This window comes from Arthrobacter sp. TJ-254, assembly GCF_058269175.1.
In genome coordinates this window covers 460,388-482,947 of the sequence record NZ_JBZCNF010000001.1, presented here as the reverse complement: position 1 = coordinate 482,947, position 22,560 = coordinate 460,388, and the positions used below count along the sequence as shown (strand labels likewise).

Below are 22,560 nucleotides of genomic sequence, written 5' to 3'. Positions count from 1 at the left end.
GCCCTGATACCTGAAATGCCGGGAACGTCGGGCTTTGATACCGGGCTCTCATCCGAATCGGATGCGAGCATCTAGACCGCGGTAATTCAGGGATTCACCGGCCTAAATTGTCAGTGGCGGATGACACATTAGAGGTATGCAAACAGCATCCGCTGACCCTGCCGCCACCGACACCTTAGCCTCGTGGGAGGCCTTGGTGGCCGGTGTTGTCGGTGCGGAGCGGCGCGACGACAGATTGTCGCCGGAGGAGCTCGATCTCGACGGGGCGGTCGCCGCACTGCAGGCGGTGCAGCGACTCAAGAGCTGGTCAGATGCGCAAACGGCGCGGCTGACCGAACGCATCCGGGTGCTGGCCGGCGAGCGGCTTTCAGCGCGCGGGATGCGGCCCGGGTCCCTCGGAGACACGCTCGCAGCTGCCGAAATCGCCTGTGCAATTCGTGTTCCTGAGCGGACCGCCCACCTGCTGGTTCAGCACTCCAATGTCCTCACCCAGCGCTACGACGCAACAATGACTGCTCTCGAAAGCGGACGCATCACGTGGCGGCACGCCGTGACGGTAGTGGAGGAGTCTTCGGGCATTCCCAACGGTGCAGCGGTTGCCTTCCAGGAACAACTCGTGCCGATTGCCGAAGACACAACTGTCCCGAAACTCGCCTATCGCGCGCGCAGGCTGCGTTCGATCATCCACCCCGAGAGCCTCGCGGAGCGCACACGGAACGCAATCCGAAACAGGCGCGTGGAATTGAGCCCCGACCACGACGGCATGGCCTGGCTACACGTGTACCTGTCGGCAGAACGCGCAGTTGCGGTGAACGATCGACTCACGGCGATGGCCCGGAGGTTGCAATGTCCGGAGGAATCCCGAAACCTGGCCCAGCTTCGGGCCGACGTATTCACTGACCTGCTGACCCACAGCTGCGAAGCTGGCGGGAGCAGCCGTTCCGCAGCCCCACATGGGGTCCAGGCGCACGTGAACATTACAGTGCCGGTTCTCACCCTCCTCGGCGTTGATGATGCGCCAGCCGATCTCGAAGGGTACGGCCCAATCTCCGCAGAGATTGCGCAAATGCTTGCCGCGCATGCCCCGTCATTCACCCGGCTGCTCACGCATCCGGAAACGGGAGCCGTGCTGAGCGTGGGCCGAAACAGCTACGCTGTTCCCGCAGACCTGAAGAAGTGGCTTCGGGTCAGGGACCGGACGTGCAGGCATCCGGGCTGCAACAGGTCGGCGGCTTCAACGGAGCTTGACCATACGGTCCCCTGGTCCCGCGCCGGAACAACTGCCCATAACAACCTTTCCAATCTCTGTCGTCGCCATCACATGCTCAAGAGTGAGGGGCTATGGCACTACGAGCAGCCCGAGCCCGGCGTCATTCAGGCCACCTCCCTGGCGGGAAAGAGTTACACGACGCTGCCTGAACCGGTCCCGGCGTAACGCTGCCTTCCCAGGAGGACGTTGCCTGCACGGGTCATCACAAACCCTGTTGTCGGTCGACCGGGTGTGGTTGCTGGGAAGGGAGACACCGTCACCCGCCGGTCGGGCCTTGGCAGCCGATGCCCGTTGGATTGTCTATGCAATCTTCCGCAACGTTGTGGCCCTCAGTTCTCCAAATGCTCATCAGGTGAGGCGTTGAGGTGACACTAGCTTGACCTGCGACTGGTTGGAATGGCCCGCCATCGACCGAGTAATCGCCGGCGAAATAGGTGGTGAGGGTGACGTTGTAGTCACCGGTGGTGCTATACAAATGGCTTGTGGGAGTTTCGGTGTTAAAGGCGTCACCATTCAACGCCGCCCCGGGGACTGTGGTCGTTGCACTGGTGCCGTCGCCGTAGTTCCATTCATACGCCACTGGCCACGCGCGCAGGGTGATCAGGGCATTACGGAACTCAAAGGTGAATTCCTGGTCCTCCGCTTCGGCATAGAGGTTCGAGTGGGCATTCTTGAGACCAAAATTCTGGGGCTGCGAAATTACCCGGGCAGCCGTGATTGGTTGGCTTTCGAACTCGGTAATCGTGATGACGATGGGTTCCTCCGCAGGTTCCCCCTCCGTGGGAGGAACCGGAGTCTCACCTGGGTAGATGCATGAGTGGCGGCCGGTTCTCCGCTCACTGGGCGGGTCGTTGTTCCGGTTGACCTCGATCCATTCGACCAGCACTCCGTCTTCGTTGGCGTCACACTGCGCGTTCACTCGTTCGCAGTGTGCCGGATCCAGCGCATCCCCCACCCTGCTCGTGCACACTCGCTCGTAGCTGTATTCAATGCCATCGCTGACGGGTAGAGCGGCGGGCTCAGCGGGGGCATCCCCTAGATCAGAGGTTGCCTGAGAATCACCAGCGCGACCGTTGATTCTTTCGACGAAATGATTCACCCCTTCGAACTTGTTGCCGGATGTGCCAATCTCTGGAAATGGTTCCTCGGGTGACTGTAGAGACACCGCTGCCTGCACCGTGAGCACCCCTAGGGCCATCATCCTCGCGATGGTAGTCCGGGAGGGCATTAGGAGGTTCCTTCCGGTGGCCCATAATCCAACACCAGCCAGGACCCTTGATCCCAGATTGCGATGACCACGTCCATGGACGGTTGGGGTTGCGGGGGTTCAGTCTTAAGCACTGACCCATCGGATTCGAAGTACACGATCTCGTTTTGCCGGTTCTCCACGAAAGAGCTTATTGAACCCGTCGTCGTGGTCTCAAAGTTGCTCGAAAAACTGAGCACCGCGACCTCAGCTCCTTGAACCCAGCGACCCTGAGAATAGAGCTCCGCCACGTTGTCCTTGATGCTTTCGCAGGTACGGCAGCCGGGGTCTGTCTCTGCCTCAAAAGGGCCCCAATCATTTGTTAGATATGCGTAGTTCAAGAGCTCGAACCAATACCGGGTGAATGCTTCGAGACCTTCCTTCGTGTTTTCGTCGGCGAGCGCCGGCTTGACCGGCACGGGGAGGTGAGCCGCAGGACCGTCGGAGGATGCCGGTGTAGGCGACGGCTTGGCTTCCGCAGTAGGACTCGGCGAGGTAGATCCGGGCGTCGCTGGGCTCAGTTGGCCCTTCGCCGTCGTTGTTGTTGGTCGCGGCTCAGCCTCTGAGGCTTGGCATCCAGTCAGGAAAAGCGAGCCAGCCGCAATGACGCACAGTGACTGCAACCTGAAGCGACGCACTACTTGCGAGGATGGGAGCACGTGTGATCCTCCAGCCTTGAAGAGTGGCAAGAGCGCTGGTCGTGCTTCCGAGCCTAAACCTGGATAACTGGCCATGGTGCGTTATCCACAGCTTCGTTCGGAATTCGAGTAGTGCTGCGTCCTCAAGGAAGAAGTGGGTCACTGTGCTTGCGAAACGTCTCGGGACCTAACTGCCCTCGGGCGTTCCGAAGTCGAGCATTCTCCATCCGTTGCCATCATGCTGAGCGACAATGACATTGACACTGGGTTCCAGCGCCGGAGATCGGCCCGCTTCCCTACCGGACTGGTCGCGGTAGATCAGTTCGGTTTGCTGGACTTCAACAAGTGAGTTGATCGATCCATTCTGGTTCGCCTGAAACTGCGTTGAAAAATCACTGATTGTGATTTCGCCACCTTGGATCCAACCGCCCGTTTCGTAGTGCTTTTGCACTTCCGCGGTGACGTTTTGACAGGTGTCGCACCCCTTGTCGGTCACTGCACCAAACGCCGTCCAATCGTTCGTGGCATATCCATAACTAAAAAGTGCGAACCAGTGCTGGGCAAACGCCTGAAGACCCTCTTTCGAGTTCTGGTCCGCGAGCGCTGGCTTCTTCGGCACCGGCAAGTTCACCGCCGGCCCGCTGGCAGAGGCTGACGCAGGCTCCGTTGATCGGGCTGAAGCCGACGCCGTTGCAGCACCTTCGGCTCCAGCTCCCGGCCCTAACCCGTCACAGCCGCTCAGGAGCAGGCATCCGATCGATGAAACAGCTAGGATTCGCAGGCGAAGGCGCTGCTCGGAATGGAGTCGGAGCACAGAGCTCTCCCAGTTCGAGTGGGCGCTTGCCGAGTACGCGCCGCAGGGTGATTGTCGTAAACAGGCTAGACGCTCTAGGGAACGTTCTGGCACCGCAACCCGGCCATCCGGGAGAAACCAAGTAGTGCGGCAGCGAAGAATGGGTAGTGCGGTTCAAACGTCGAAAAACGTTGCGGACTACCGCGTGAGTGTGTTGCTCTCTCAGAGAATCGGCTGACCACCCGTCACGGCAATCCGCGCTCCGGAGACGTAACTTGCTTCGTCGGAAGCCAGGAGAACGTAAACCGGGGCGAGCTCCGCAGGTTGTCCAGCTCGCTTCATGGGAACCTGCTGTCCGAAGTTCTTCACTTCTTCCTCGGGCATTGTTGCCGGAATCAGCGGAGTCCAAATGGGACCCGGCGCAACACTGTTGGCGCGGATACCCCGCTCGGCCAAGAGCTGCGCCATAGCCGCGGTCATATTCGCAATGCCGGCCTTGGTGGCCGAGTAGGGCAGAAGCTGGGGCACCGGATTGTCGGAGTTGACCGAGCTTGACCCGATGATCGATGCACCGGGCTTCATGTGGGGAAGAGCGGCCTTAGTGAGGTGGAAGAATGCGCTGAGGTTGATTGCGATCGTCCGGTCCCACTCTTCATCGGAAATTTCCTCGAGCGTCTCGTGACTCATCTGGAAGGCCGCATTGCTCACCAGCACATCCACCTGCCCGAATTCCTCGACCGCCTTAGAAATGATCGACCTGCAGTATGCGGGGTCGGCAAGATCACCGGGAAACAGGACGGCTTTCCGTCCGGCTGCTTCCACCCAACGCGCGGTATCCTGGGCGTCCTCCTCCTCGGAACTGAGGTAACTGATGAGCACGTCCGCGCCTTCGCGGGCGTACGCGATCGCGACCGCCTTTCCGATGCCGCTGTCGCCACCGGTGATCACCGCCGCCTTTCCGAGGAGCCGGCCCGATCCCTTGTAGCTCTGCTCACCGTGGTCGGGTCGTGGATCCATCGCTTCGGTGCTTCCGGGCGGCGTCTGCTGCTGGGCGGGCTGAGTCATATTTCCTCCTCGAATCCATACGGGCAGATTGAGCTTCTACTTGCGCAATCACAGTAGGCACACTTAGCTGAGTAATACAAAGCAGACTTACTAGTTGATGCCTGCGATCGACTTTGCCGATAAGTTACGGAAGGATCCAGGTTCTTGATGGGACTGGCAGCGGAATACATCCTCCCCTTGAAGTGGAACGACGACGGCCCACTTGAGGAGCTGGCCGATTACCTTGCCCAGCTCCCCCACTGGGCCGATATCACGGTTGTGGATGGCTCCCCCGAAGTCATTTTCCAGCGCCACGCAGACCGGCTCCCGCCTCGGGTGCGCCACGTGCAGCCCGAAATCTCCGGATATGGCAACGGCAAAGTGATGGGGGTAGTGACCGGCATCCGGATTGCCCGGCACGACCGTCTCGTCATAGCCGACGACGACGTCCGTTACCGTGCTGCCGAGCTCGAACAGGTAGTGCGCCTCCTCGACTCTGTGGATCTGGTGCGACCACAGAACTACTTCAGCCCCATGCCATGGCACGCGCGGTGGGACACTGCGCGAACCCTCCTCAACCGCGCCTTGGCCTCCGACTACCCGGGCACGCTGGCCGTACGGAGATCGCTTCTCGACCCAGCGAACGCCTACAGTGCTGAAGCACTTTTCGAGAACCTCGAGCTTATTCGGACCCTGCGCGCCCGCGGAGGTCGTCAGAGGAAGGCCGACGACGTCTTCGTTGTTCGGCGTCCTCCAACGGCCCGCCACTTCCTCGGCCAACGCGTACGGCAGGCGTACGACAGTTTTGCCCAACCGGGAAGGCTCAGCGTCGAACTCGCGCTCCTGCCCCTTAGCGTCTTCTGTGCCAGACGGCCGCGGCGCCTGCTGACCGCGTTGCTTGCGGTAGTGGCGCTCGCGGAGGTTGGACGGCGCAGACACGGAGGCCAGGCGATCTTCGGCCCGATGTCAGCCCTATGGGCACCCTTGTGGGTACTTGAGAGAAGTATCTGCATCTGGGTGGCCATCCTCTACAGGTTGCGCGGTGGCGTCCCCTACGCCGGACAACGCATGAAGCTGGCGGCTCACTCCAACCGGCGGCTTCGCCGTGCCCACCAGCAATCCGGCGCCGTCGGCCGCAGTTCGTCAGCACCGGATATGTCCCCTGGCGCAGCCCCAAAGAGCGGCCCGCGGCGGGAGAAAGTAAGTAGACTGAGAGAATATTCGGAGTCCAAGTGATGGGAAACTCAATGGCAGACACCCTGGGAAGCGCAACTCCCGAACCGAGCGGCAACCCCGAACGTGACCCTGCCGATTGGGTCACCGGGGATGAACCAATGACCGACGCTCAACGCAGCTACCTCGACACCCTCGCCCGCGAGGCGGGCGAAGAGATACCCGCGGACATAACCAAGGCAGAGGCATCCCAGCACATCGACCGCTTGCAGAAGAAGAGCAAACGGGTTTCCGACTAGGCACGGGTATGCCCAGTGGTGCCGGGACCCGCTCCCCGCGCCTGCGAGCCGTGCTGCGGCAGATACCTAGCGCGTAGCTGCGAAGTTGAACTCGGTGCAGATGTCCTGCCCAAATACGAAGCGCCGCACCGGTGCTGTGCGCGCTTCGGCGAGGGCGTCTGCGCCCGCGAACCGTATGCCGGGCAGCCCGTCACCCACCAGGACAGGAGCGGTCGTCAGGTAGAGGCGGTCCAGCGCACCGTCGCCAACAAAACGCGAGACGGTACGTCCGCCTCCCTCGACCAGCACCGTGCGCAGTCCCCGCTGGGCCAGAAGCTTCAAGAGTTCATGCGGTGCGAACTGCTCCTCACGGAGCCGGACAACGGAAACGTGCGCGGCGAGCACTTCCGGCACCCGGGTGTCGACTCCGACGAGCCACAAGGTTGGGGCGGCTCCGTCGGTGAGCACGCGCGCATCGGCGGGCACCCGCGCCGCGGTGTCGAGAACCACCCGCACAGGGTTTTCCCCCGGCACCTCGCGCACTGTCAGAGCGGAATTGTCTGCAATGACGGTGTCCGCACCGACGATGACGGCTTCGACGAGCGCGCGTAACCGGTGCAGATGCTCCCGGTCCTCACGGGATGCCGCGACATCGCCGTCACCTGTGCGGGAGGCGATGAAACCGTCGAGGCTCTGCCGGAGCTGGCCGAGAGCGAGGGGTGTTCGCGCGGCGGCAATGAAACCATAGCGGTGAATGAGCTCTTCGGATTCCGCAGTCGCGGGGGCGGTGGGGATGGTGCCGGCGAGAAGATCCCGCCATACATCGGTTGACGGCGAGGAGTCGTGGCGCATACGGGCGCGCTTGGTGGCGAGGTATGAAGCATTTTCGGCCCGTTCCGGCACAGGGAGTCCACGCCGCTCGACGACGTCGATCCCGAGGTCCTGCAGCGCCTCCTGCTTCGCAGGGTTGGAGGAGAGCAGGCGAATGCGTCCCACGCCAAGATCCTGAAGAATCTCGGCTGCCTGGAGGTAGTTCCGCGAGTCGACGGGGAGGCCGAGGGAGGTGTTGGCATCAACGGTGTCGACCCCCTCGTCCTGCAGAGCGTAGGCCTTCAGCTTGGCCAGCAGCCCGATTCCTCGGCCCTCATGCCCACGTACATACACGAGGACGCCGTGGCCCTCGTCGCTGATCGCGTGGAGGGCGGCGTCAAGCTGCTCACCGCAGTCACACCGGTAAGAACCGAACGCGTCGCCGGTGAGGCACTCCGAATGGACCCGGACAAGCGGCGGCGCCGCCGGACGGCGGCGGTGTGCCGTCCCTGGAATCTCGTCACCGATTCCGCGGCTCAGGGCAACGTGCTCGACGTTCTCGGCGTCGCGGTAGCCGACCATGCGGAAAGTGCCGTACTTCGTCGGCAAGAGGGTTTCGGCGACCCGTTCCACCGTGGCGGGTACGGACGCCGCTTTCATCTGAGTAGGCATTCATCAACCTTATTGGCGGAGTATTCAAGACAACCAACCGCCGTCATCCGGCGAAGTGAATGCCCTTTGAAGCAACGCGGACGACCGCCGGTTTATTGCACGCCGGCGTCTTATTCAATGTCAGACCGTGGTACCGGCGGGACGCCACTGCCGGAGAGCGGGCGCCTCAGGGCTCATCCGGCAGTGGCGTCCCGCCGCCCGCATCGCTTGCCACCCGAACTAGCGCTGCCGAGCGTTGCAGGACTTCCCGGCAGGCGACCAGCGCCGGCCGCCCGGCCCCTGCACGACGCGCAGATGTGAAGACCGAGCGGCGGGGATCGTCGGGGAGGTCGATAAGTTCGACTGTCGTCCGACGCCCGGTCCACACGAGGTCGGGCATCAGGGCGACCGCATTTCCTGATTCGATCAACCGGATCTGCGCCTGGAGGTCAGCGGTCTCGTATCGCACATCGGGCTCGAATCCGGCGCGGCGGCAGGCCTGCTCGGCCCAGTGCCGGGAGGCAGCCCCACGCGGTTCCATGACCCATGCCGCATCCGCTGCGTCAGAGACAGAACGGATGCCCGCCGGGTTCAGCGGCCCGGGCGGAACCGCGAGCCGGATGGCGTCCGAAGTCAGCGGCACCTGGTCCAGCTCGGGGTGCCGGGGCGCCGCATGGCCGGGATACTGCTCGGCAATCACAAGGTCGAAGTCCCTGGCGAAGGTCTCATACAACGCGGTCTCCGGTTCCCGCTGCACCATTTCGACACGGACCTCGGGATACTCCGCGGCCATGATGGTCAGCGCATCGGGCATGAGCGCCAGGGCGGCCGACTGGAACACTGCGACGCGCACGGTTCCGGCAACCGATGTCAATGACGCCGCGAGATCCGCTTCCGCACGCTCGAGGATTTCGAGCAGTTCCGCGGTGTGCGCCACCAGCACCTCGGCCTGCGGCGTCAGGGTCACCCGCCTGCCGGTCTTCCGCAGCAGCTCCACCCCTGCTTCCTTCTCCAGGAGGGCAAGCTGCTGGGATACCGAGGATGGGCTGTACCGCAAGGCGGCCGCCACCTCGCCAAGGGTTCCCCTCAGCTTGAGCTCCCGGAGCAGCCGCAGCCTTCGCACGTCAAGCATTGCTACCTCGATTCATTAAGGAATCTGAACAGTATCATTCGTAAAAGCTCACTTTCCCTTATCGAAGTTGCGCTCCATAATTGATCAGATCGCAAAGTGGCGTGACCGCTGTCCACAGGGGGCAATGCCGCCCAATTACCCGTTCCTTCTCCCGGATGGACTGTTATGACGAATTCATCGAATCAAGGGCTGCCCTCCGCGGGCGGAATGTCAACGTCCGTTCTCCGCCGGAAGCCCATCGAAGAGGTGGAGGACGAGCACAAGGGCAGTGGGCTGTTCAAGAGCCTCGGCCTGTGGCAACTGACCGCCATCGGTGTCGGCGGCATTATTGGCGTCGGCATCTTCACCCTGGCCGGGCTGGTTGCCAACGGCGGCGCCGACGGCGAGCCGGTCGGACCAGCCGTTCTGATCTCCTTCCTCGTTGCGGGACTTGCCAGCGCGGCTGCCGCACTTTCCTACGCCGAGTTCGCAGGGATGATTCCCCGCGCTGGTTCCGCCTACACCTACGGCTACGTCGCGTTGGGCGAAATCATCGGCTGGTTCATCGGCTGGGACCTGCTCCTTGAATACATCGCGATCGTTGCGGTAGTCGCCATCGGCATCTCCGGCTACTTCACGGAATTCATGTCGGGCATCGGCATTAACGTCCCGGTCTGGATGCAGGGTACGGCCGACACCATTCCCGGCGGCGTCGTGAACATTCCGGCCATCGTTGTGTGCCTCCTCATCACCTTCATCCTCAGCCGAGGCACCAAGACCTTCGGCCGGTTCGAGCTGATCGCCGTCGGGCTGAAAATCCTGCTGATCCTCGGCATTGTTGGCCTCGGCTTCTTCTACGTCAACGCCGACAACTACACCCCGTTCATGCCCTCCGGCTTCGGCGCGGTGTTCGCCGGCGCTGCCACCGTATTCTTCGCAGTCTTTGGTTACGACGCAATGAGCACGGCCGCCGAGGAGGCAACCGACGGCAAGAAGCACATGCCCAAGGCCATCCTGCTCTCCCTGGCCATCGCCATGACCCTCTACGTCCTGGCCACGCTGGTGCTCACCGGTATGCAGAACTACACCGAGATCAGCCCCACGGCCGGCTTTGCGTCGGCCTTCCAGTCCGTGGGCCTGCCGGTCATCGCCACAATCATCTCGGCCTTCGCCGTCATCTCCATCCTGACCGTCATGCTGACGTTCCTCCTCGGGGTCACCCGGGTCTGGTTCTCCATGAGCCGCGACGGCCTGCTTCCCCGCTGGTTCTCGGCAACCGATCGGCATGGCACCCCGCAGCGCGTCACCTGGATCGCCGGTGTGGCCGCGGCCCTGCTTGCCGGCGTCTTCCCCATCCGTGCGGTGGCCGACCTGACCAACATCGGCATCCTCGCCGCGTTCGTCGTGGTCTGCATCGCGGTCATCGTGCTGCGGCGCAACGCACCGGATGCTCCCCGGACCTTCCGGCTTCCGCTGATGCCCTTCGTACCCGCCTTCGGCGTCCTGTCCTCCGGGTTCCTCATGCTTCAGCTTGAGTTCGAAACCTGGATGCGCTTCTTCGTCTGGCTGGTCATCGGCCTTGCGATCTACTGGTTCTACGGGCGGAAGCACTCCCTGATGAACCCGGGCAGCCCTCGGCACCCTGAAGACCTCCGGAGCACCTAAACCCGGCGCACCGGCTCCCCACCGTCCACCCAGGACGGCACCATTAACAGTCGAATGGATAGAAAATCATGACAAGCTCATTGTCCGACCGCGAAGACGTAGTCTCCGACGGCGGAAAAGGCGCCGCAGCCCCCACGGGCCCGAGTGCCGTTGCCGGTGCAGGAGCGATTCCGGAGCACCTGGCCGCGGAGTCAACGGCGCTCGTGCGCCGCTGGCTCGAAGAAGCAGCAACAATCCCGGTTGATGCATCGGCGCAGCAGCTGGCCGGAGTCCTCAAGGATCCGCACGGACTCGAATTCACTGTCGGCTTCGTTGACGGTGTGATCCGCCCCGAGGACCTCTCGGTGGCCGCACGCAACCTCGCCGCCATCGCCCCGAAGGTCCCGTCCTTCCTGCCCTGGTACATGCGCTCCGCGGTGCGCCTCGGCGCAACCGTCGCTCCGGTGCTCCCCCAGGTCGTCATCCCCGTGGCGCGGCGTGTGCTGCGGGAGATGGTGGGACATCTCATCATCGACGCTTCTGATAAGAAGCTTGGGCGTTCGATCAGCAAGATCCGCAAGGACGACGTGCGGTTGAACGTCAATTTGCTCGGCGAGGCGGTCCTCGGCGAGCACGAGGCCGAACGCCGGCTTGAGGGCACGATGAAGCTGCTCGCCCGCCCGGACGTCGATTATGTCTCGATCAAGGTTTCCTCCACTGTGTCGCCGCACTCCCCCTGGGCCTTCGAGGAGGCGGTGGAGCACGTCGCCGAGAGGCTCATCCCGCTATACGAGCGCGCCGCGAACGCCCCCCGCCCCAAGTTCATCAACCTGGACATGGAGGAATACAAGGACCTCGACATGACGATCGCCGTATTTACGGCGATCCTGGACCGGCCGGAGTTCCACAATCTCGAGGCCGGCATCGTCCTGCAGGCCTACCTGCCCGACTCACTCGCCGCAATGATCCGCCTGCAGGAGTGGGCAGCAAAGCGCCGAGCGAACGGGGGCGCCAGCATCAAGGTCCGCGTTGTGAAGGGCGCAAACCTGCCCATGGAGCAGGTGGAGTCGTCACTCCACGACTGGCCGCTGGCCACCTGGGGCTCCAAGCAGGAATCCGACACCCACTACAAGCGCGTCCTCAACTACGCGCTTGACCCCGAGCGCATCCGCAACGTTCGCATCGGCGTTGCGGGACACAACCTCTTCGATCTCGCGTTCGCCTGGCTGCTTGCCGGTGAGCGCGGAGTCCGCGACGGCATCGAATTCGAAATGCTCCTCGGCATGGCCCAGGGACAGGCCGAGGCAGTGAAGAGGGACGTCGGCTCGCTGCTCCTCTACACCCCCGTTGTCCACCCCCGCGAGTTCGACGTCGCCATCGCCTACCTGATCCGCAGGCTCGAAGAGGGAGCCAGCCAGGAGAACTTCATGTCGGCGGTCTTCGAGCTCTCCTCCAACGAGGCCTTGTTCGCCCGCGAGGAAGAACGTTTCCTTCGCTCCCTCGAGGCCCTCGACGACTCCATTCCCGGACCCAACCGGATCCAAAACCGCACCAAATCCGCCCCCGTCTCCCCCGCTGAAGGTTTCCACAACACTCCGGACACCGACCCGTCGCTGCCGACGAACCGGGCGTGGGGCCGCGCCGTGCTTACGCGCGTTCCGACCTCGACGCTCGGAATTGCAACTGTCGCGGCCACCACCCTCACCGATTCCGGAACCCTTGATGCCGTGATCTCCGAGGCCCTCGCCGAGGCGGATGCCTGGGGGTCAATGAGCGGGGCCGAAAGGGCCGTCATCCTGCACCGTGCCGGAGACGTCCTCGAGTCCCGGCGCGCCGACCTGATGGAGGTGATGGCTTCCGAGACGGGCAAGACCCTCGACCAGTCTGACCCCGAAATTTCCGAAGCCATCGACTTTGCCCACTACTACGCCGAACTCGCCCGCGGGCTCGGCGACGTCGACGGCGCTGTCTACACGCCGGCGAAACTGACGGTTGTCACTCCCCCGTGGAACTTCCCCGTCGCCATCCCCGCGGGATCGACCCTGGCCGCGCTTGCCGCGGGATCCTCGGTGATCATCAAGCCGGCCACCCAGGCCCGGCGCAGCGGCTCGGTCATGATCGAAGCGCTGTGGGAGGCGGGCGTTCCGCGCGGAGTGCTTCACCTCGTGCAGCTGGATGAACGTTCGCTCGGTAAGCAGCTGATCTTCGACCCCAGGGTGGACCGCGTGATCCTCACCGGCGGTTACGAGACGGCAGCGCTCTTCCGGTCCTTCCGCAAGGACCTTCCGCTGCTGGCCGAAACCTCGGGCAAGAACGCGATCATCGTGACACCGAGCGCCGACTTCGACCTCGCCGCGAAGGACGTTGCCTACTCCGCCTTTGGCCATGCCGGCCAGAAGTGCTCCGCCGCTTCGCTTGTGATCCTTGTCGGAAGCGTTCGGCACTCCCAGCGTTTCCGCAACCAGCTCGTTGACGCCGTCAGCTCAATGAAGGTGGGCTACCCCGACGACCCAACAACCCAGATGGGACCGATCATCGAACCGGCGGAGGGCAAGCTGCTTGAGGGCCTGACCTCCCTGGGTGAAGGGGAAAACTGGTTGATCGAACCGCAGCGCCTCGACGACACCGGGCGGCTCTGGAGCCCCGGCGTCCGCGCCGGCGTGAAGCGCGGCTCGCACTACCACCTCACCGAGTTCTTCGGCCCGATCCTGGGAGTGATGACGGCTGAAACCCTCGAGGAAGCCATCGAGCTGCAGAACGGCGTCGATTACGGGCTCACGGCAGGCCTCCACTCGCTGGATCCCGCCGAGATCGGAACGTGGATCGACACTGTGCAGGCCGGAAACCTCTACATCAACCGCAGCATCACCGGGGCAATCGTCCAGCGCCAGCCCTTCGGCGGTTGGAAGAAGTCGGCCGTCGGTGCGGGAACCAAGGCCGGTGGGCCCAACTACCTCGTCGGGCTCGGCAACTGGTCCACACGGGAATCAATGGCATCGGCGGAGCCCGTTCCGGCCGCGCAGCCGCTGCTCGCCGCCGTGGCACCCGATGCGGGCTCGGAACTGCACGGCGACGACTTCGCGATGCTCCAGCGCGCCGCCGCCTCCGACGCCGTCGCCTGGGCTGAAGAGTTCGGGGCCGCCAAGGACGTCTCCGACCTCACCGCCGAGCGCAACGTGTTCCGCTACCGCCCGGTTCCCGTCACGGTCCGGCTTTCGGAAGGCGAGCCCGTCGCCAAGCTCGTCCGCGTCCTCGCGGCGGCGGCGGCAGCGGGTTCCCCCGTGACGGTTTCTTCAGCGGTGCCGCTGAGCAGTGCCTTGGGCACTGCAGTGCGGTTGTTCGCCGAGTCCGTGACGGTCGAGGACGACGCCGCCTGGCTCGCCAAGGCGGATCAGTTCTCCGCCGGCCGCATCCGCCTCATCGGAGGGGACGCTTCGGCGCTTGCCGCGGCAACCGGCGGACGCCCCGACATCGCCGTCTACTCCCAGCCGGTGACCGAGGCGGGCCGCATCGAGCTGCTGCCGTTCCTCCACGAGCAGGCTGTCAGCATCACGGCACACCGCTTCGGCACGAAGAACGAACTCTCGGTGGGCCTCATCTAGGCGCCCGGGTCAATGAGAAGCGCCCCTCCCCGAATGGGGAGGGGCGCTTTTCATTGCGCGTGGCGGAGAGTCTGGCCGGTGGCGACGCCGCCGCGGCGCCGCAGGGAAGGCCGTTGGCGGCTCAGCGAAGCCCTGTGCCGCGGCTGAGGGCCAGGCTGATCAGCTCATCGATGAGGTCGGTATACGTCAGCCCGGACTTCGCCCACATCTGCGGGTACATGCTGATCGGGGTGAATCCCGGCATGGTGTTGATTTCGTTGATGATCAGGTCGCCGGCCGGTGTATAGAAGAAGTCGACGCGCGAGAGGCCCTCAGCGCCCACTGCGTCGAACGCCCGGGCCGCTAGGTCCTGGACCTTTGCCGTCACGTCGGGCGGTAGATCAGCCGGGCAGCTGAGTTCAGCCGCGGCGCCGTCTACGTACTTCGCCTCGAAGTCGTACCACTCGTGGTCGCCGGGCTGTACGGCGATTTCGCCGGGCAGGGACGTCCGGGGCTCGTCGGTTCCGCGGCCCTGAAGCACCGCCACCTCGATCTCACGCCCGGTGATCCCCGCTTCGACGATGACCTTCGGGTCGAACGAGCGTGCCGCTTCGACGGCGCCGCGCAGGCCCGCAGGGCCTTCGACCCTCGTGATCCCCATCGACGATCCGGCCCGGGCCGGCTTGACGAAAACGGGGAAACTCAGGGCGGCCGCCCGCCGCAGGCAGTCGTCACTGTCCCTCAGCCACTGGCGGTCGGTGATCACCTCGTAGGGTCCGACCGTGAGCCCCGCAGCGGTGAACACCACCTTCATGTAGTGCTTGTCCATTCCTACCGCCGAGGCAAGGACGCCCGCGCCAACGTACCGGACATCAGCCATCTCCAGCATGCCCTGAAGCGTGCCGTCCTCGCCGAACGGACCATGAAGCAGCGGCAGCACAACGTCGATTCCGCCGAGGCTGCGCGGAAGCTGGTCCGGAGCCGAGACGCGCAGTTCATGACCGCTTCCGGACCCGTCAACCGAGACGCTTGACATGGCGACGGACTCGGCCGAGGCCGTCACCTCCGGCTGCGTGTCGGAGCGCAGCGACCACTGGGACGGGTCCGAGGAGACAAGCGCCCACTGCCCGTTTTTGGCGATGCCTACGGGCACGACGTCGTACTTGGTGCGGTCAATGGCATTGAGGACGCCGGCGGCTGTTACGCAGCTGACCGCGTGTTCGCTCGAACGGCCGCCGAAGAGCACCAGGACGCGGGGCTTTCGCCCGGAGGTGATGCTGGATTCGCTGGTCACAGAGTATGTTCGCCTTCCGGCTTGAGGTCACGGGCCAGCAGTCGCGGCCCTAAGTCGTCAACGGAGATGTTCCCCTGGAGCACCGACACCACGTTATCGGTAATGGGCATGTCGACTCCAAGCTGGGTGGCGAGGTCGAGGACCGCCTGGGCCGATTTGATGCCCTCCGCCGTCTGGTTCATGCGCACTGTGACCTGCTCGAGCGTGAGTCCCTGCCCAAGAAGGCGACCCGCCGTGTGGTTGCGCGACAGAGCCGAGGAGCAGGTGGCGATGAGGTCTCCCATGCCGGCCAGTCCCGCCAGCGTCTCGGACCGCGCCCCGAGTGCGACGGCGAGGCGGGTTGTCTCGGCGAGGCCACGGGTGATGACGGAGGCCTTCGTGTTGTCCCCCATGCGGCGGCCCTCGCAGATTCCGACGGCGAGGGCGATGACGTTCTTGACGATGCCGCCGATTTCCACGCCAACGACATCGGTGGTGGTGTAGGGGCGGAAGTAGGAGGCGGTGCAGGCCGCTGCGATCCAGGCCGCGACGTCGTGGTCCTGGCATGCCACAACGGAAGCTGTCGGTTCCTGCCGCGCAATCTCCATCGCAAGGTTCGGTCCGGAAACGACGGCGACCCGGTCCGCTGGCAGCCCGAGTTCGGCGGCGATGACTTCGCTCATGCGCGCGTCGGTTCCCACCTCGAGTCCCTTCATCAGGGACACGACGACGGCGTTCGCGGGCATCAGCGCTTTCCAGCCCACAAGCTGCGGGCGGAGTGACTGCGCCGGCACGGCGAGGATGACGAGCTCGGCTCCGGCGAGCACCTCGTCGACATGGCTTGAGGCACTGATATTCCCCGGCAGCACGGTGTCCCCCAGATAGCGGCTGTTGCGGTGCAGGCCGTTGATCTCGAGGGCCACTTCCTCGCGGCGCGCCCACAGCCTGACCGGCAGATCAGGGTTGGAGTCCGCGACGACCTTCGCGAAGGTGGTTCCCCAGCTTCCGGCGCCGAGGACGGCAACCCGGGCCGGGCCCGGACGGGCGGCAACCGGAGTCATGACGCTCACGCGCCGTCCCCTTCGGTCACTTCGAAGTTCCTGCCGGTGCGCTTCTGACGTTTGACCGCGGGATCCCAGCGCTCCGCTGGAGGTTCTTCGCCCCGCAGCTGGGCGACGAGGGAGGTGATCGAGTCGAGGATGCGCTCGGTTGCCGCGTCGAGGGTCGCCCTTGTGATCGGGGCGCCCTCGAACTCGCTGAGGTCCACCGGGTCCCCGGCGATCACGCGCGAGGTTTTCCGCGGGAAGAGGTAAAGCCGCTTGGCGTACCGGGGGAAGACTTCCTGTGCGCCCCAGTGGACCAGCGGAACGACAGGCGCGCCAGTCTGCAGGGCGAGCCGTGCTGCACCGGTCCTGCCCTTCATGGGCCACATGTTCGGATCGCGCGTCAGCGTTCCCTCGGGATAGATGATCACGCCGCCGCCGTCGGCGATCGCCGCCCGCGCCGCATCAAGGGACCGGTTGGCGCCCGCCGTCGTCCTCTCGACAGGAATCTGCCGGGTGGCGCGCAGTGCGGCACCAAGGACGGGGACGGAGAACAGCGACGCCTTCGCGAGGAAGTGGGGCATCACCTTGTTGTTGTACAGGAAATGCCCGACGATGACCGGATCAATCTCGGTGACATGGTTGGGGCAGACGATGAAGCCGGTGTCCCGGGGCAGCTTGTGCTCGTCGATCCACTGCTTGTTCATCAGCAGGTTCATCACCGGCCGAAGAATTGCGGCGAGCACGGCGAACGTCGCCCGTGACCTGCCTGGTTCACCCATGGCGGTACCCCGGCCCTTAGCGGAGTCCCGCGGCCAGAACCGGGGCTTCCTCCGTGATGTCGAAGTCGGCGCCGAGGCCCTCGAGCTTGTCCTGGAAGCGCTCGTATCCGCGGTTGATCAGCTCGATGCCGGTGACGCGCGAGGTGCCGTCGGCGGCGAGGGCGGCGATCAGGTGGCTGAAGCCGCCGCGCAGGTCGGGGATATCGATGTCTGCGCCGTGGAGCTGCGTCGGCCCGGAAATCACTGCCGAGTGCAGGAAGTTCCGCTGGCCGAACCGGCACGGGACGCTGCCGAGGCATTCGCGGTGCACCTGGATGTTCGCGCCCATGCGGATCAGGGCTTCCGTGAACCCGAAGCGGTTCTCGTAGACGGTTTCGTGGACGATCGATACGCCCGACGCCTGGGTCAGCGCGACGACGAGGGGCTGCTGCCAGTCGGTCATGAAGCCGGGGTGGACGTCGGTCTCAAGCACCAGCGGGGAAAGCGGCCCGCCCGGGTGGTAGAAACGGATGCCGTCGTCGTCGACGTCGAAGGCGCCGCCGATCTTCCGGTAGGTGTTGAGGAACGCCGTGAGGTCGAGCTGGCGCGCGCCCTCGACGTAGATGTCGCCCTTTGTAACAAGTGCCGCCGAGGCCCACGAAGCGGTCTCGTTGCGGTCGGAGATCGCCTTGTGGTTGTAGCCGGTGAGTTCCTTGACGCCTTCGATGCGGATCACGCGGTCGGTCTGGACCGTGATGATCGCACCCATCTTCTGGAGCACGGCGATGAGGTCCATGATTTCCGGCTCGACGGCTGCACCGGAGAGCTCGGTGATGCCGTCGGCGCGGATCGCGGTCAGCAGCACCTGCTCGGTGGCGCCGACGCTGGGGTACGGCAGGGAGAGCTTCGCGCCGTGGAGGCCCTTGGGCGCGGAGATGGAGATGCCCCCGGGGCGCTTGTCGACGACGGCGCCGAAGTTGCGCAGCACCTGGAGGTGGTAGTCGATGGGGCGGTCGCCGATCTTGCAGCCGCCGAGGTCTGGGATAAATGCCTCGCCGATGCTGTGCATCAGGGGACCGCAGAAGAGGATGGGGATACGCGAGTCACCGGCGTGGGCGTCGATATCTTTCGACTGGGCGATCTTCGCATTGACCGGATCCATGGTGAGGTCGCCCGTGACCGGGTCCTTGGTGACCTCGACGCCGTGCAGCCGCAGCAGGCTCGTGACGACCTCGACGTCCTTGATCTCCGGAACGTTGCGCAGAATCGACGGCGAGTTGCCAAGAAGGGAGGCCACCATGGCCTTCGGCACGAGGTTTTTCGCTCCGCGAACGGAGACCTTCCCGTTGAGAGGAACACCACCGCGGATGGTCAGAACGCTACCCATGAATACCTAATTTCCTCATACAAATAAGCCCCCGGAAAACGTGATTGCCCTCGTCCAGCATAGGAGCTTGTTCATCAAGACTGAAATGCAAGGGTATTTCATCATTGCCTTGCCTAACGGTAGGAACCGCGCGCCGGCGGCGATGATTCCATAATGAAAGGAGCATCACACAAGACCGGCCGAAGGGCATGGCCAGCGGTCCGGAAGTGCCGGAGAAGGCCCGGGACGGGCGGGACGGCGGCTCACCGCCGTCCGGCATCAGGTGCGGACGGGCAGCGTTTTGGGCTTGAAGGTGGGCCTTGTGGCCTCGAAGGCGGTGATGTCTTCCTCGTGCCGGAGGGTGAGCCCGATGTCGTCGAGCCCCTCCAGCAGCCGCCACCGCGTGTAGTCGTCAATCTGGCACGGCGCTGTGACCGTGCCGCAGTGCACAGTGCGTGCCTGGAGATCGACCGTGACCGTGGCCCCGGGTTCGTTCTCGAGAACCTTCCAGATCAGTTCGATGTCGTCCTGGGCCACCTGCGCGGCCACAAGGCCCTGTTTGCCCGAGTTGCCGCGGAAGATGTCGGCGAACCGCGAGGACAGCACTGCGCGGAATCCGAAGTCCTTAAGTGCCCAGACCGCGTGTTCGCGTGAGGAGCCGGTGCCGAAGTCCGGACCCGCAACGAGGACCGAGCCGCGGTTGTAGGGCTCGCGGTTCAGGATGAAGTTCTCGTCCTTGCGCCAGGCTGCGAAGAGGGCGTCTTCAAAGCCGGTCCGGGTGATGCGTTTGAGGTAGACCGCGGGGATGATCTGGTCGGTGTCGACGTTGCTCTGGCGCAGCGGGACACCGATTCCCGTGTGGGTTGTGATTTTCTCCATGGCGGGGCTCCTAGGCTGCGGGGGGTGCGGAAGGCGGCGTTGCGGCGGCAGCGCCGGAGTACTCGCGGGACGGTGGCAGCGGGTCGAGGTCCGAGGGCGAACTCAGGGTTCCCCGCACGGCGGTTGCGGCGGCGACGACCGGCGACACCAGGTGGGTGCGGCCTCCCTTGCCCTGCCGGCCCTCGAAGTTCCGGTTCGACGTCGACGCGCAGCGCTCCCCCGGCGCCAGCTGGTCCGGGTTCATGCCGAGGCACATCGAACATCCGGCGAAGCGCCATTCGGCACCGAAGTCCTTGAAGACCTGGTCGAGCCCCTCGGCCTCGGCTTCGAGCCGGACGCGGGCCGAGCCTGGAACAACCATCATGCGCACCGCCGGATCCTTGGTGCGGCCCTTGATGATGTCGGCGGCGATCCGGAGATCCTCGATCCTGCTGTTGGTGCAGGAGCCGAGGAACACGGTGTCAACGCGGATGTCCTTCATGCGCGTGCCGGCTTCAAGGGCCATGTAGTCGAGGGCGCGTTCGCAAGCGGCCTTGTCGTTCTCGTCGGAGAAGTCCGACGGCGCGGGAACGGTCTGGGAGAGGGAAACGCCCTGCCCCGGGTTGGTGCCCCAGGTGACGAACGGCTCAAGGTCGTTCGCGTCGAGGAAGACCTCGGCGTCAAAGACGGCGTCGTCGTCGGTGCGCAGTTCGCGCCAGTTCTCGACGGCGGCATCCCAGTCGGCGCCCTGCGGGGCGTGCGGGCGGCCCTTGAGGTAGTTGAACGTCGTGTCGTCGGGAGCGATCATCCCTGCGCGGGCGCCGGCTTCGATCGACATGTTGCAGATGGTCATCCGCGCTTCCATCGACAGTGCCCGGATGGCCGACCCCCGGTATTCGAGCACGTAGCCCTGGCCGCCGCCGGTCCCGATCTTCGCGATGACAGCCAGGATGATGTCCTTCGAGGTGACTCCCGGCTTCAGGGTTCCCTCAACAGTGATCCCCATCGTCTTGAAAGGCTTCAGCGACAGTGTCTGGGTGGCCATGACGTGTTCGACTTCGGAGGTTCCGATTCCCATGGCGAGGGCGCCGAACGCTCCGTGGGTGGACGTGTGGGAATCGCCGCACACGACCGTCAGCCCCGGCTGGGTGAGCCCGAGCTGCGGGCCGACAACGTGGACGATGCCCTGCTCGGCGTCGCCGAGCGAGTGCAGGCGCACCCCGAACTCCCTGCAGTTCGCGCGGAGGGTCTCGATCTGGGTGCGGCTGGTGAGGTCGGCGATGGGCTTGTCGATGTCGAGCGTCGGGGTGTTGTGGTCCTCGGTGGCAATGGTGAGGTCGGGCCTGCGCAACGGGCGCCCGGCGAGCCGAAGCCCCTCGAAGGCCTGGGGGGAGGTGACTTCGTGGATGAGGTGAAGGTCAATGTAAAGGAGGTCGGGCTGGGCCTCGGCTCCCACGACCTCGCCCTTGCGGACCACATGCGCGTCCCACACCTTCTCGGCCAGTGTCTTTCCCATATCCCGTTTCCTCCGCTGCTCTCCGCACGCGCTTCGCCGTGGAACTGCCACCGGTCCAGCCGGACCGTCGCATTCCCTCCGCCGAGCGGGGCCTTCCCGATCAACTGAACCAGCGGTGCGCCGCAAAACGCCAGTTCCTCGACTTGCGTCTCAGATAATGAGACGGCAATATCAACTTATGGACAATTCTAGCGGTGTGGGAGTGATAGACAAAGCGGCAATGGTGCTCGATGCCCTCGAGGCGGGACCGACCACTTTGGCGCAGTTGGTGGCATCGACGGGCCTTGCCCGCCCTACGGTCCACCGGCTGGCACTTGCACTGGCCCACCACAGGCTTGTGAGCCGCGACATTCAGGGCCGGTTCGTGCTCGGCAGCCGCCTTGTCGAACTTGCCAGTGCTGCAGGTGAGGACCGGCTCATTGCCTCGGCGGGGCCGGTCCTGCTTCAGCTCCGGGACGACACCGGCGAAAGCGCCCAGTTGTTCCGCCGCCAGGGCGAGTGGCGGGTGTGCGTGGCCTCCGCCGAACGTCCCGTTGGCCTGCGCGACACCATTCCGGTCGGCACGCAGCTGTCGATGAAGGCGGGATCGGCCGCCCAGTGCCTCCTCGCGTGGGAGGACCATGACCGGTTGCTCCAGGGCCTGCAGAACGCCCGGTTTACGCCAACGGTCCTCGCCGGAGTGCGCCGCCGCGGCTGGGCGCAGAGCCTCGGCGAGCGGGAACCCGGCGTCGCTTCGGTCTCGGCCCCGGTGCGCGGACCGTCCGGCAGGGTGATCGCCGCCGTCTCAATATCCGGACCCATGGAACGGCTCACCCGGCAGCCCGGCCGGATCCACGCCGAGGTCGTCACGAGCGCCGCGCAGCAGCTCACCCAGGCCGTCAGCAAGGCCGCGGCCCAGTGACGCCGGCGGCGCAGAAGGTAGCCGGGACTCCGGGGCGGTATGCCGTGTTCCTGCGCGGCATCAACGTCAACGGCATCACCCTGCGCATGGAGGATCTGCGGCAGGCGGTCGCGTCCCTTCCCGTGGCCGAGGTCAAGACAGTCCTTGCGACAGGGAACCTCGTCTGCACTTCGTCGCTGGGGCCGGCGGAACTGAAGGCTCGGGTGGAGGAGCGCCTGCGCGAGGCCTTCGATTACGAAGCCTGGGTGGTGGTGCTTGAGGCCCGCCAGCTCGCCGAACTCGTCAAGGCGTGCCCGTTCCCTGCGGACGATCCCGACGTCCACGCCTACGTCACCCTCTTCTCCGACGGCAAGGCCTTGAGCGAGATCGCATCAGCCGCGGCAGCCGCCGGCGAGAACCTTGTGGTGCTGAGCACCGAAGCCGCCGCCTGGCAGGCACCGCGCGGTGCCACCCTCGACTCCGAACTCAGCAAACTCACGTCAAAGGGCCGGTTCCGGCCGGTCTCGACGACCCGCAACCTCCGGACGCTCAACAAGGTCCTCGCGGCGCTGCCCGGCTAGCTTGCCGACGCCGACGGGCCCCGTTCCCGACTGGCTGGCTGGC

At 64.8% G+C, this 22,560-nt stretch carries 19 protein-coding genes; 7 read left to right on the top strand and 12 right to left on the bottom strand.

The window, feature by feature from the left end:
- Positions 1-136: 136 nt before the first annotated feature.
- Positions 137-1,435 (top strand): HNH endonuclease signature motif containing protein, encoded by a 1,299-nt coding sequence (locus AC4D14_RS02225; RefSeq protein WP_490899951.1) that lies wholly within the window; start codon positions 137-139, stop codon positions 1,433-1,435.
- 91 nt (positions 1,436-1,526) lie between these two features.
- Here AC4D14_RS02225 and AC4D14_RS02220 read toward each other — a convergent pair whose 3' ends face one another.
- The 4 genes from AC4D14_RS02220 to AC4D14_RS02205 all read right to left on the bottom strand — a co-directional run bounded on the left by AC4D14_RS02220 (position 1,527) and on the right by AC4D14_RS02205 (position 5,012).
- Positions 1,527-2,471, bottom strand: coding sequence for a PKD domain-containing protein (locus AC4D14_RS02220; protein WP_490899950.1), 945 nt, complete (start codon positions 2,469-2,471; stop codon positions 1,527-1,529).
- Between the two features lie 26 nt (positions 2,472-2,497).
- Complete coding sequence (locus tag AC4D14_RS02215; protein ID WP_490899949.1) at positions 2,498-3,250, bottom strand: DUF6318 family protein; 753 nt, start codon at positions 3,248-3,250, stop codon at positions 2,498-2,500.
- A gap of 91 nt (positions 3,251-3,341) precedes the next feature.
- Positions 3,342-3,968 (bottom strand): DUF6318 family protein, encoded by a 627-nt coding sequence (locus AC4D14_RS02210; RefSeq protein ID WP_490899948.1) that lies wholly within the window; start codon positions 3,966-3,968, stop codon positions 3,342-3,344.
- A 201-nt stretch (positions 3,969-4,169) separates the two neighbouring features.
- Positions 4,170-5,012, bottom strand: coding sequence for an SDR family oxidoreductase (locus tag AC4D14_RS02205; RefSeq protein WP_490899947.1), 843 nt, complete (start codon positions 5,010-5,012; stop codon positions 4,170-4,172).
- Between the two features lie 147 nt (positions 5,013-5,159).
- On the opposite strand from AC4D14_RS02205, the gene AC4D14_RS02200 reads away from it, so the two are divergent.
- Both AC4D14_RS02200 and AC4D14_RS02195 read left to right on the top strand, forming a co-directional pair.
- The gene (locus tag AC4D14_RS02200) at positions 5,160-6,227 is read left to right on the top strand and encodes a glycosyltransferase family 2 protein (protein ID WP_490899946.1); all 1,068 of its coding nucleotides are present in this window, start codon (positions 5,160-5,162) and stop codon (positions 6,225-6,227) included.
- A gap of 11 nt (positions 6,228-6,238) precedes the next feature.
- The gene (locus tag AC4D14_RS02195) at positions 6,239-6,463 is read left to right on the top strand and encodes a DUF3072 domain-containing protein (RefSeq protein ID WP_490899945.1); all 225 of its coding nucleotides are present in this window, start codon (positions 6,239-6,241) and stop codon (positions 6,461-6,463) included.
- A gap of 66 nt (positions 6,464-6,529) precedes the next feature.
- On the opposite strand, the gene ribA is transcribed toward AC4D14_RS02195, so the two are convergent.
- Together ribA and AC4D14_RS02185 are read right to left on the bottom strand one after the other, a co-directional pair.
- Positions 6,530-7,924 carry a GTP cyclohydrolase II gene (ribA, locus tag AC4D14_RS02190; protein WP_490899944.1) on the bottom strand — a complete coding sequence of 465 codons (1,395 nt, stop codon included), beginning with the start codon at positions 7,922-7,924 and terminating at the stop codon, positions 6,530-6,532.
- Between the two features lie 166 nt (positions 7,925-8,090).
- The gene (locus AC4D14_RS02185) at positions 8,091-9,035 is read right to left on the bottom strand and encodes a LysR family transcriptional regulator (RefSeq protein ID WP_490899943.1); all 945 of its coding nucleotides are present in this window, start codon (positions 9,033-9,035) and stop codon (positions 8,091-8,093) included.
- A gap of 207 nt (positions 9,036-9,242) precedes the next feature.
- Between AC4D14_RS02185 and AC4D14_RS02180 the strand changes: the two genes are divergently transcribed.
- A complete protein-coding gene (locus AC4D14_RS02180) occupies positions 9,243-10,679 on the top strand; it encodes an amino acid permease (RefSeq protein WP_490900473.1) in 1,437 nt (478 codons plus the stop codon).
- Positions 10,680-10,747: 68 nt separating this feature from the next.
- Positions 10,748-14,260: a bifunctional proline dehydrogenase/L-glutamate gamma-semialdehyde dehydrogenase gene (locus tag AC4D14_RS02175; protein ID WP_490899942.1), complete on the top strand. Its 3,513-nt coding sequence runs from the start codon at positions 10,748-10,750 to the stop codon at positions 14,258-14,260.
- Positions 14,261-14,381: 121 nt separating this feature from the next.
- Here AC4D14_RS02175 and AC4D14_RS02170 read toward each other — a convergent pair whose 3' ends face one another.
- The 6 genes from AC4D14_RS02170 to leuC all read right to left on the bottom strand — a co-directional run bounded on the left by AC4D14_RS02170 (position 14,382) and on the right by leuC (position 21,056).
- Positions 14,382-15,533, bottom strand: a complete 1,152-nt coding sequence (locus AC4D14_RS02170; RefSeq protein WP_490899941.1) for a D-alanine--D-alanine ligase family protein — start codon at positions 15,531-15,533, stop codon at positions 14,382-14,384.
- Positions 15,530-16,573: an NAD(P)H-dependent glycerol-3-phosphate dehydrogenase gene (locus AC4D14_RS02165; protein WP_490900472.1), complete on the bottom strand. Its 1,044-nt coding sequence runs from the start codon at positions 16,571-16,573 to the stop codon at positions 15,530-15,532. The genes AC4D14_RS02170 and AC4D14_RS02165 overlap by 4 nt, the downstream gene beginning before the upstream one ends.
- A 5-nt stretch (positions 16,574-16,578) precedes the next feature.
- Positions 16,579-17,337, bottom strand: coding sequence for a lysophospholipid acyltransferase family protein (locus AC4D14_RS02160; RefSeq protein WP_490899940.1), 759 nt, complete (start codon positions 17,335-17,337; stop codon positions 16,579-16,581).
- A 16-nt stretch (positions 17,338-17,353) separates the two neighbouring features.
- Positions 17,354-18,703, bottom strand: coding sequence for a UDP-N-acetylglucosamine 1-carboxyvinyltransferase (gene murA, locus AC4D14_RS02155; protein WP_490899939.1), 1,350 nt, complete (start codon positions 18,701-18,703; stop codon positions 17,354-17,356).
- A gap of 258 nt (positions 18,704-18,961) precedes the next feature.
- On the bottom strand, positions 18,962-19,561 hold the full coding sequence (leuD, locus tag AC4D14_RS02150; RefSeq protein ID WP_490899938.1) for a 3-isopropylmalate dehydratase small subunit: 600 nt from the start codon (positions 19,559-19,561) through the stop codon (positions 18,962-18,964).
- 10 nt (positions 19,562-19,571) lie between these two features.
- Positions 19,572-21,056 carry a 3-isopropylmalate dehydratase large subunit gene (gene leuC, locus AC4D14_RS02145; protein WP_490899937.1) on the bottom strand — a complete coding sequence of 495 codons (1,485 nt, stop codon included), beginning with the start codon at positions 21,054-21,056 and terminating at the stop codon, positions 19,572-19,574.
- A gap of 178 nt (positions 21,057-21,234) precedes the next feature.
- On the opposite strand from leuC, the gene AC4D14_RS02140 reads away from it, so the two are divergent.
- Both AC4D14_RS02140 and AC4D14_RS02135 read left to right on the top strand, forming a co-directional pair.
- Complete coding sequence (locus AC4D14_RS02140) at positions 21,235-21,957, top strand: IclR family transcriptional regulator (RefSeq protein ID WP_490899936.1); 723 nt, start codon at positions 21,235-21,237, stop codon at positions 21,955-21,957.
- A complete protein-coding gene (locus AC4D14_RS02135; protein ID WP_490899935.1) occupies positions 21,954-22,517 on the top strand; it encodes a DUF1697 domain-containing protein in 564 nt (187 codons plus the stop codon). Before AC4D14_RS02140 ends, AC4D14_RS02135 begins: the two co-directional genes overlap by 4 nt.
- Positions 22,518-22,560: the final 43 nt, after the last annotated feature.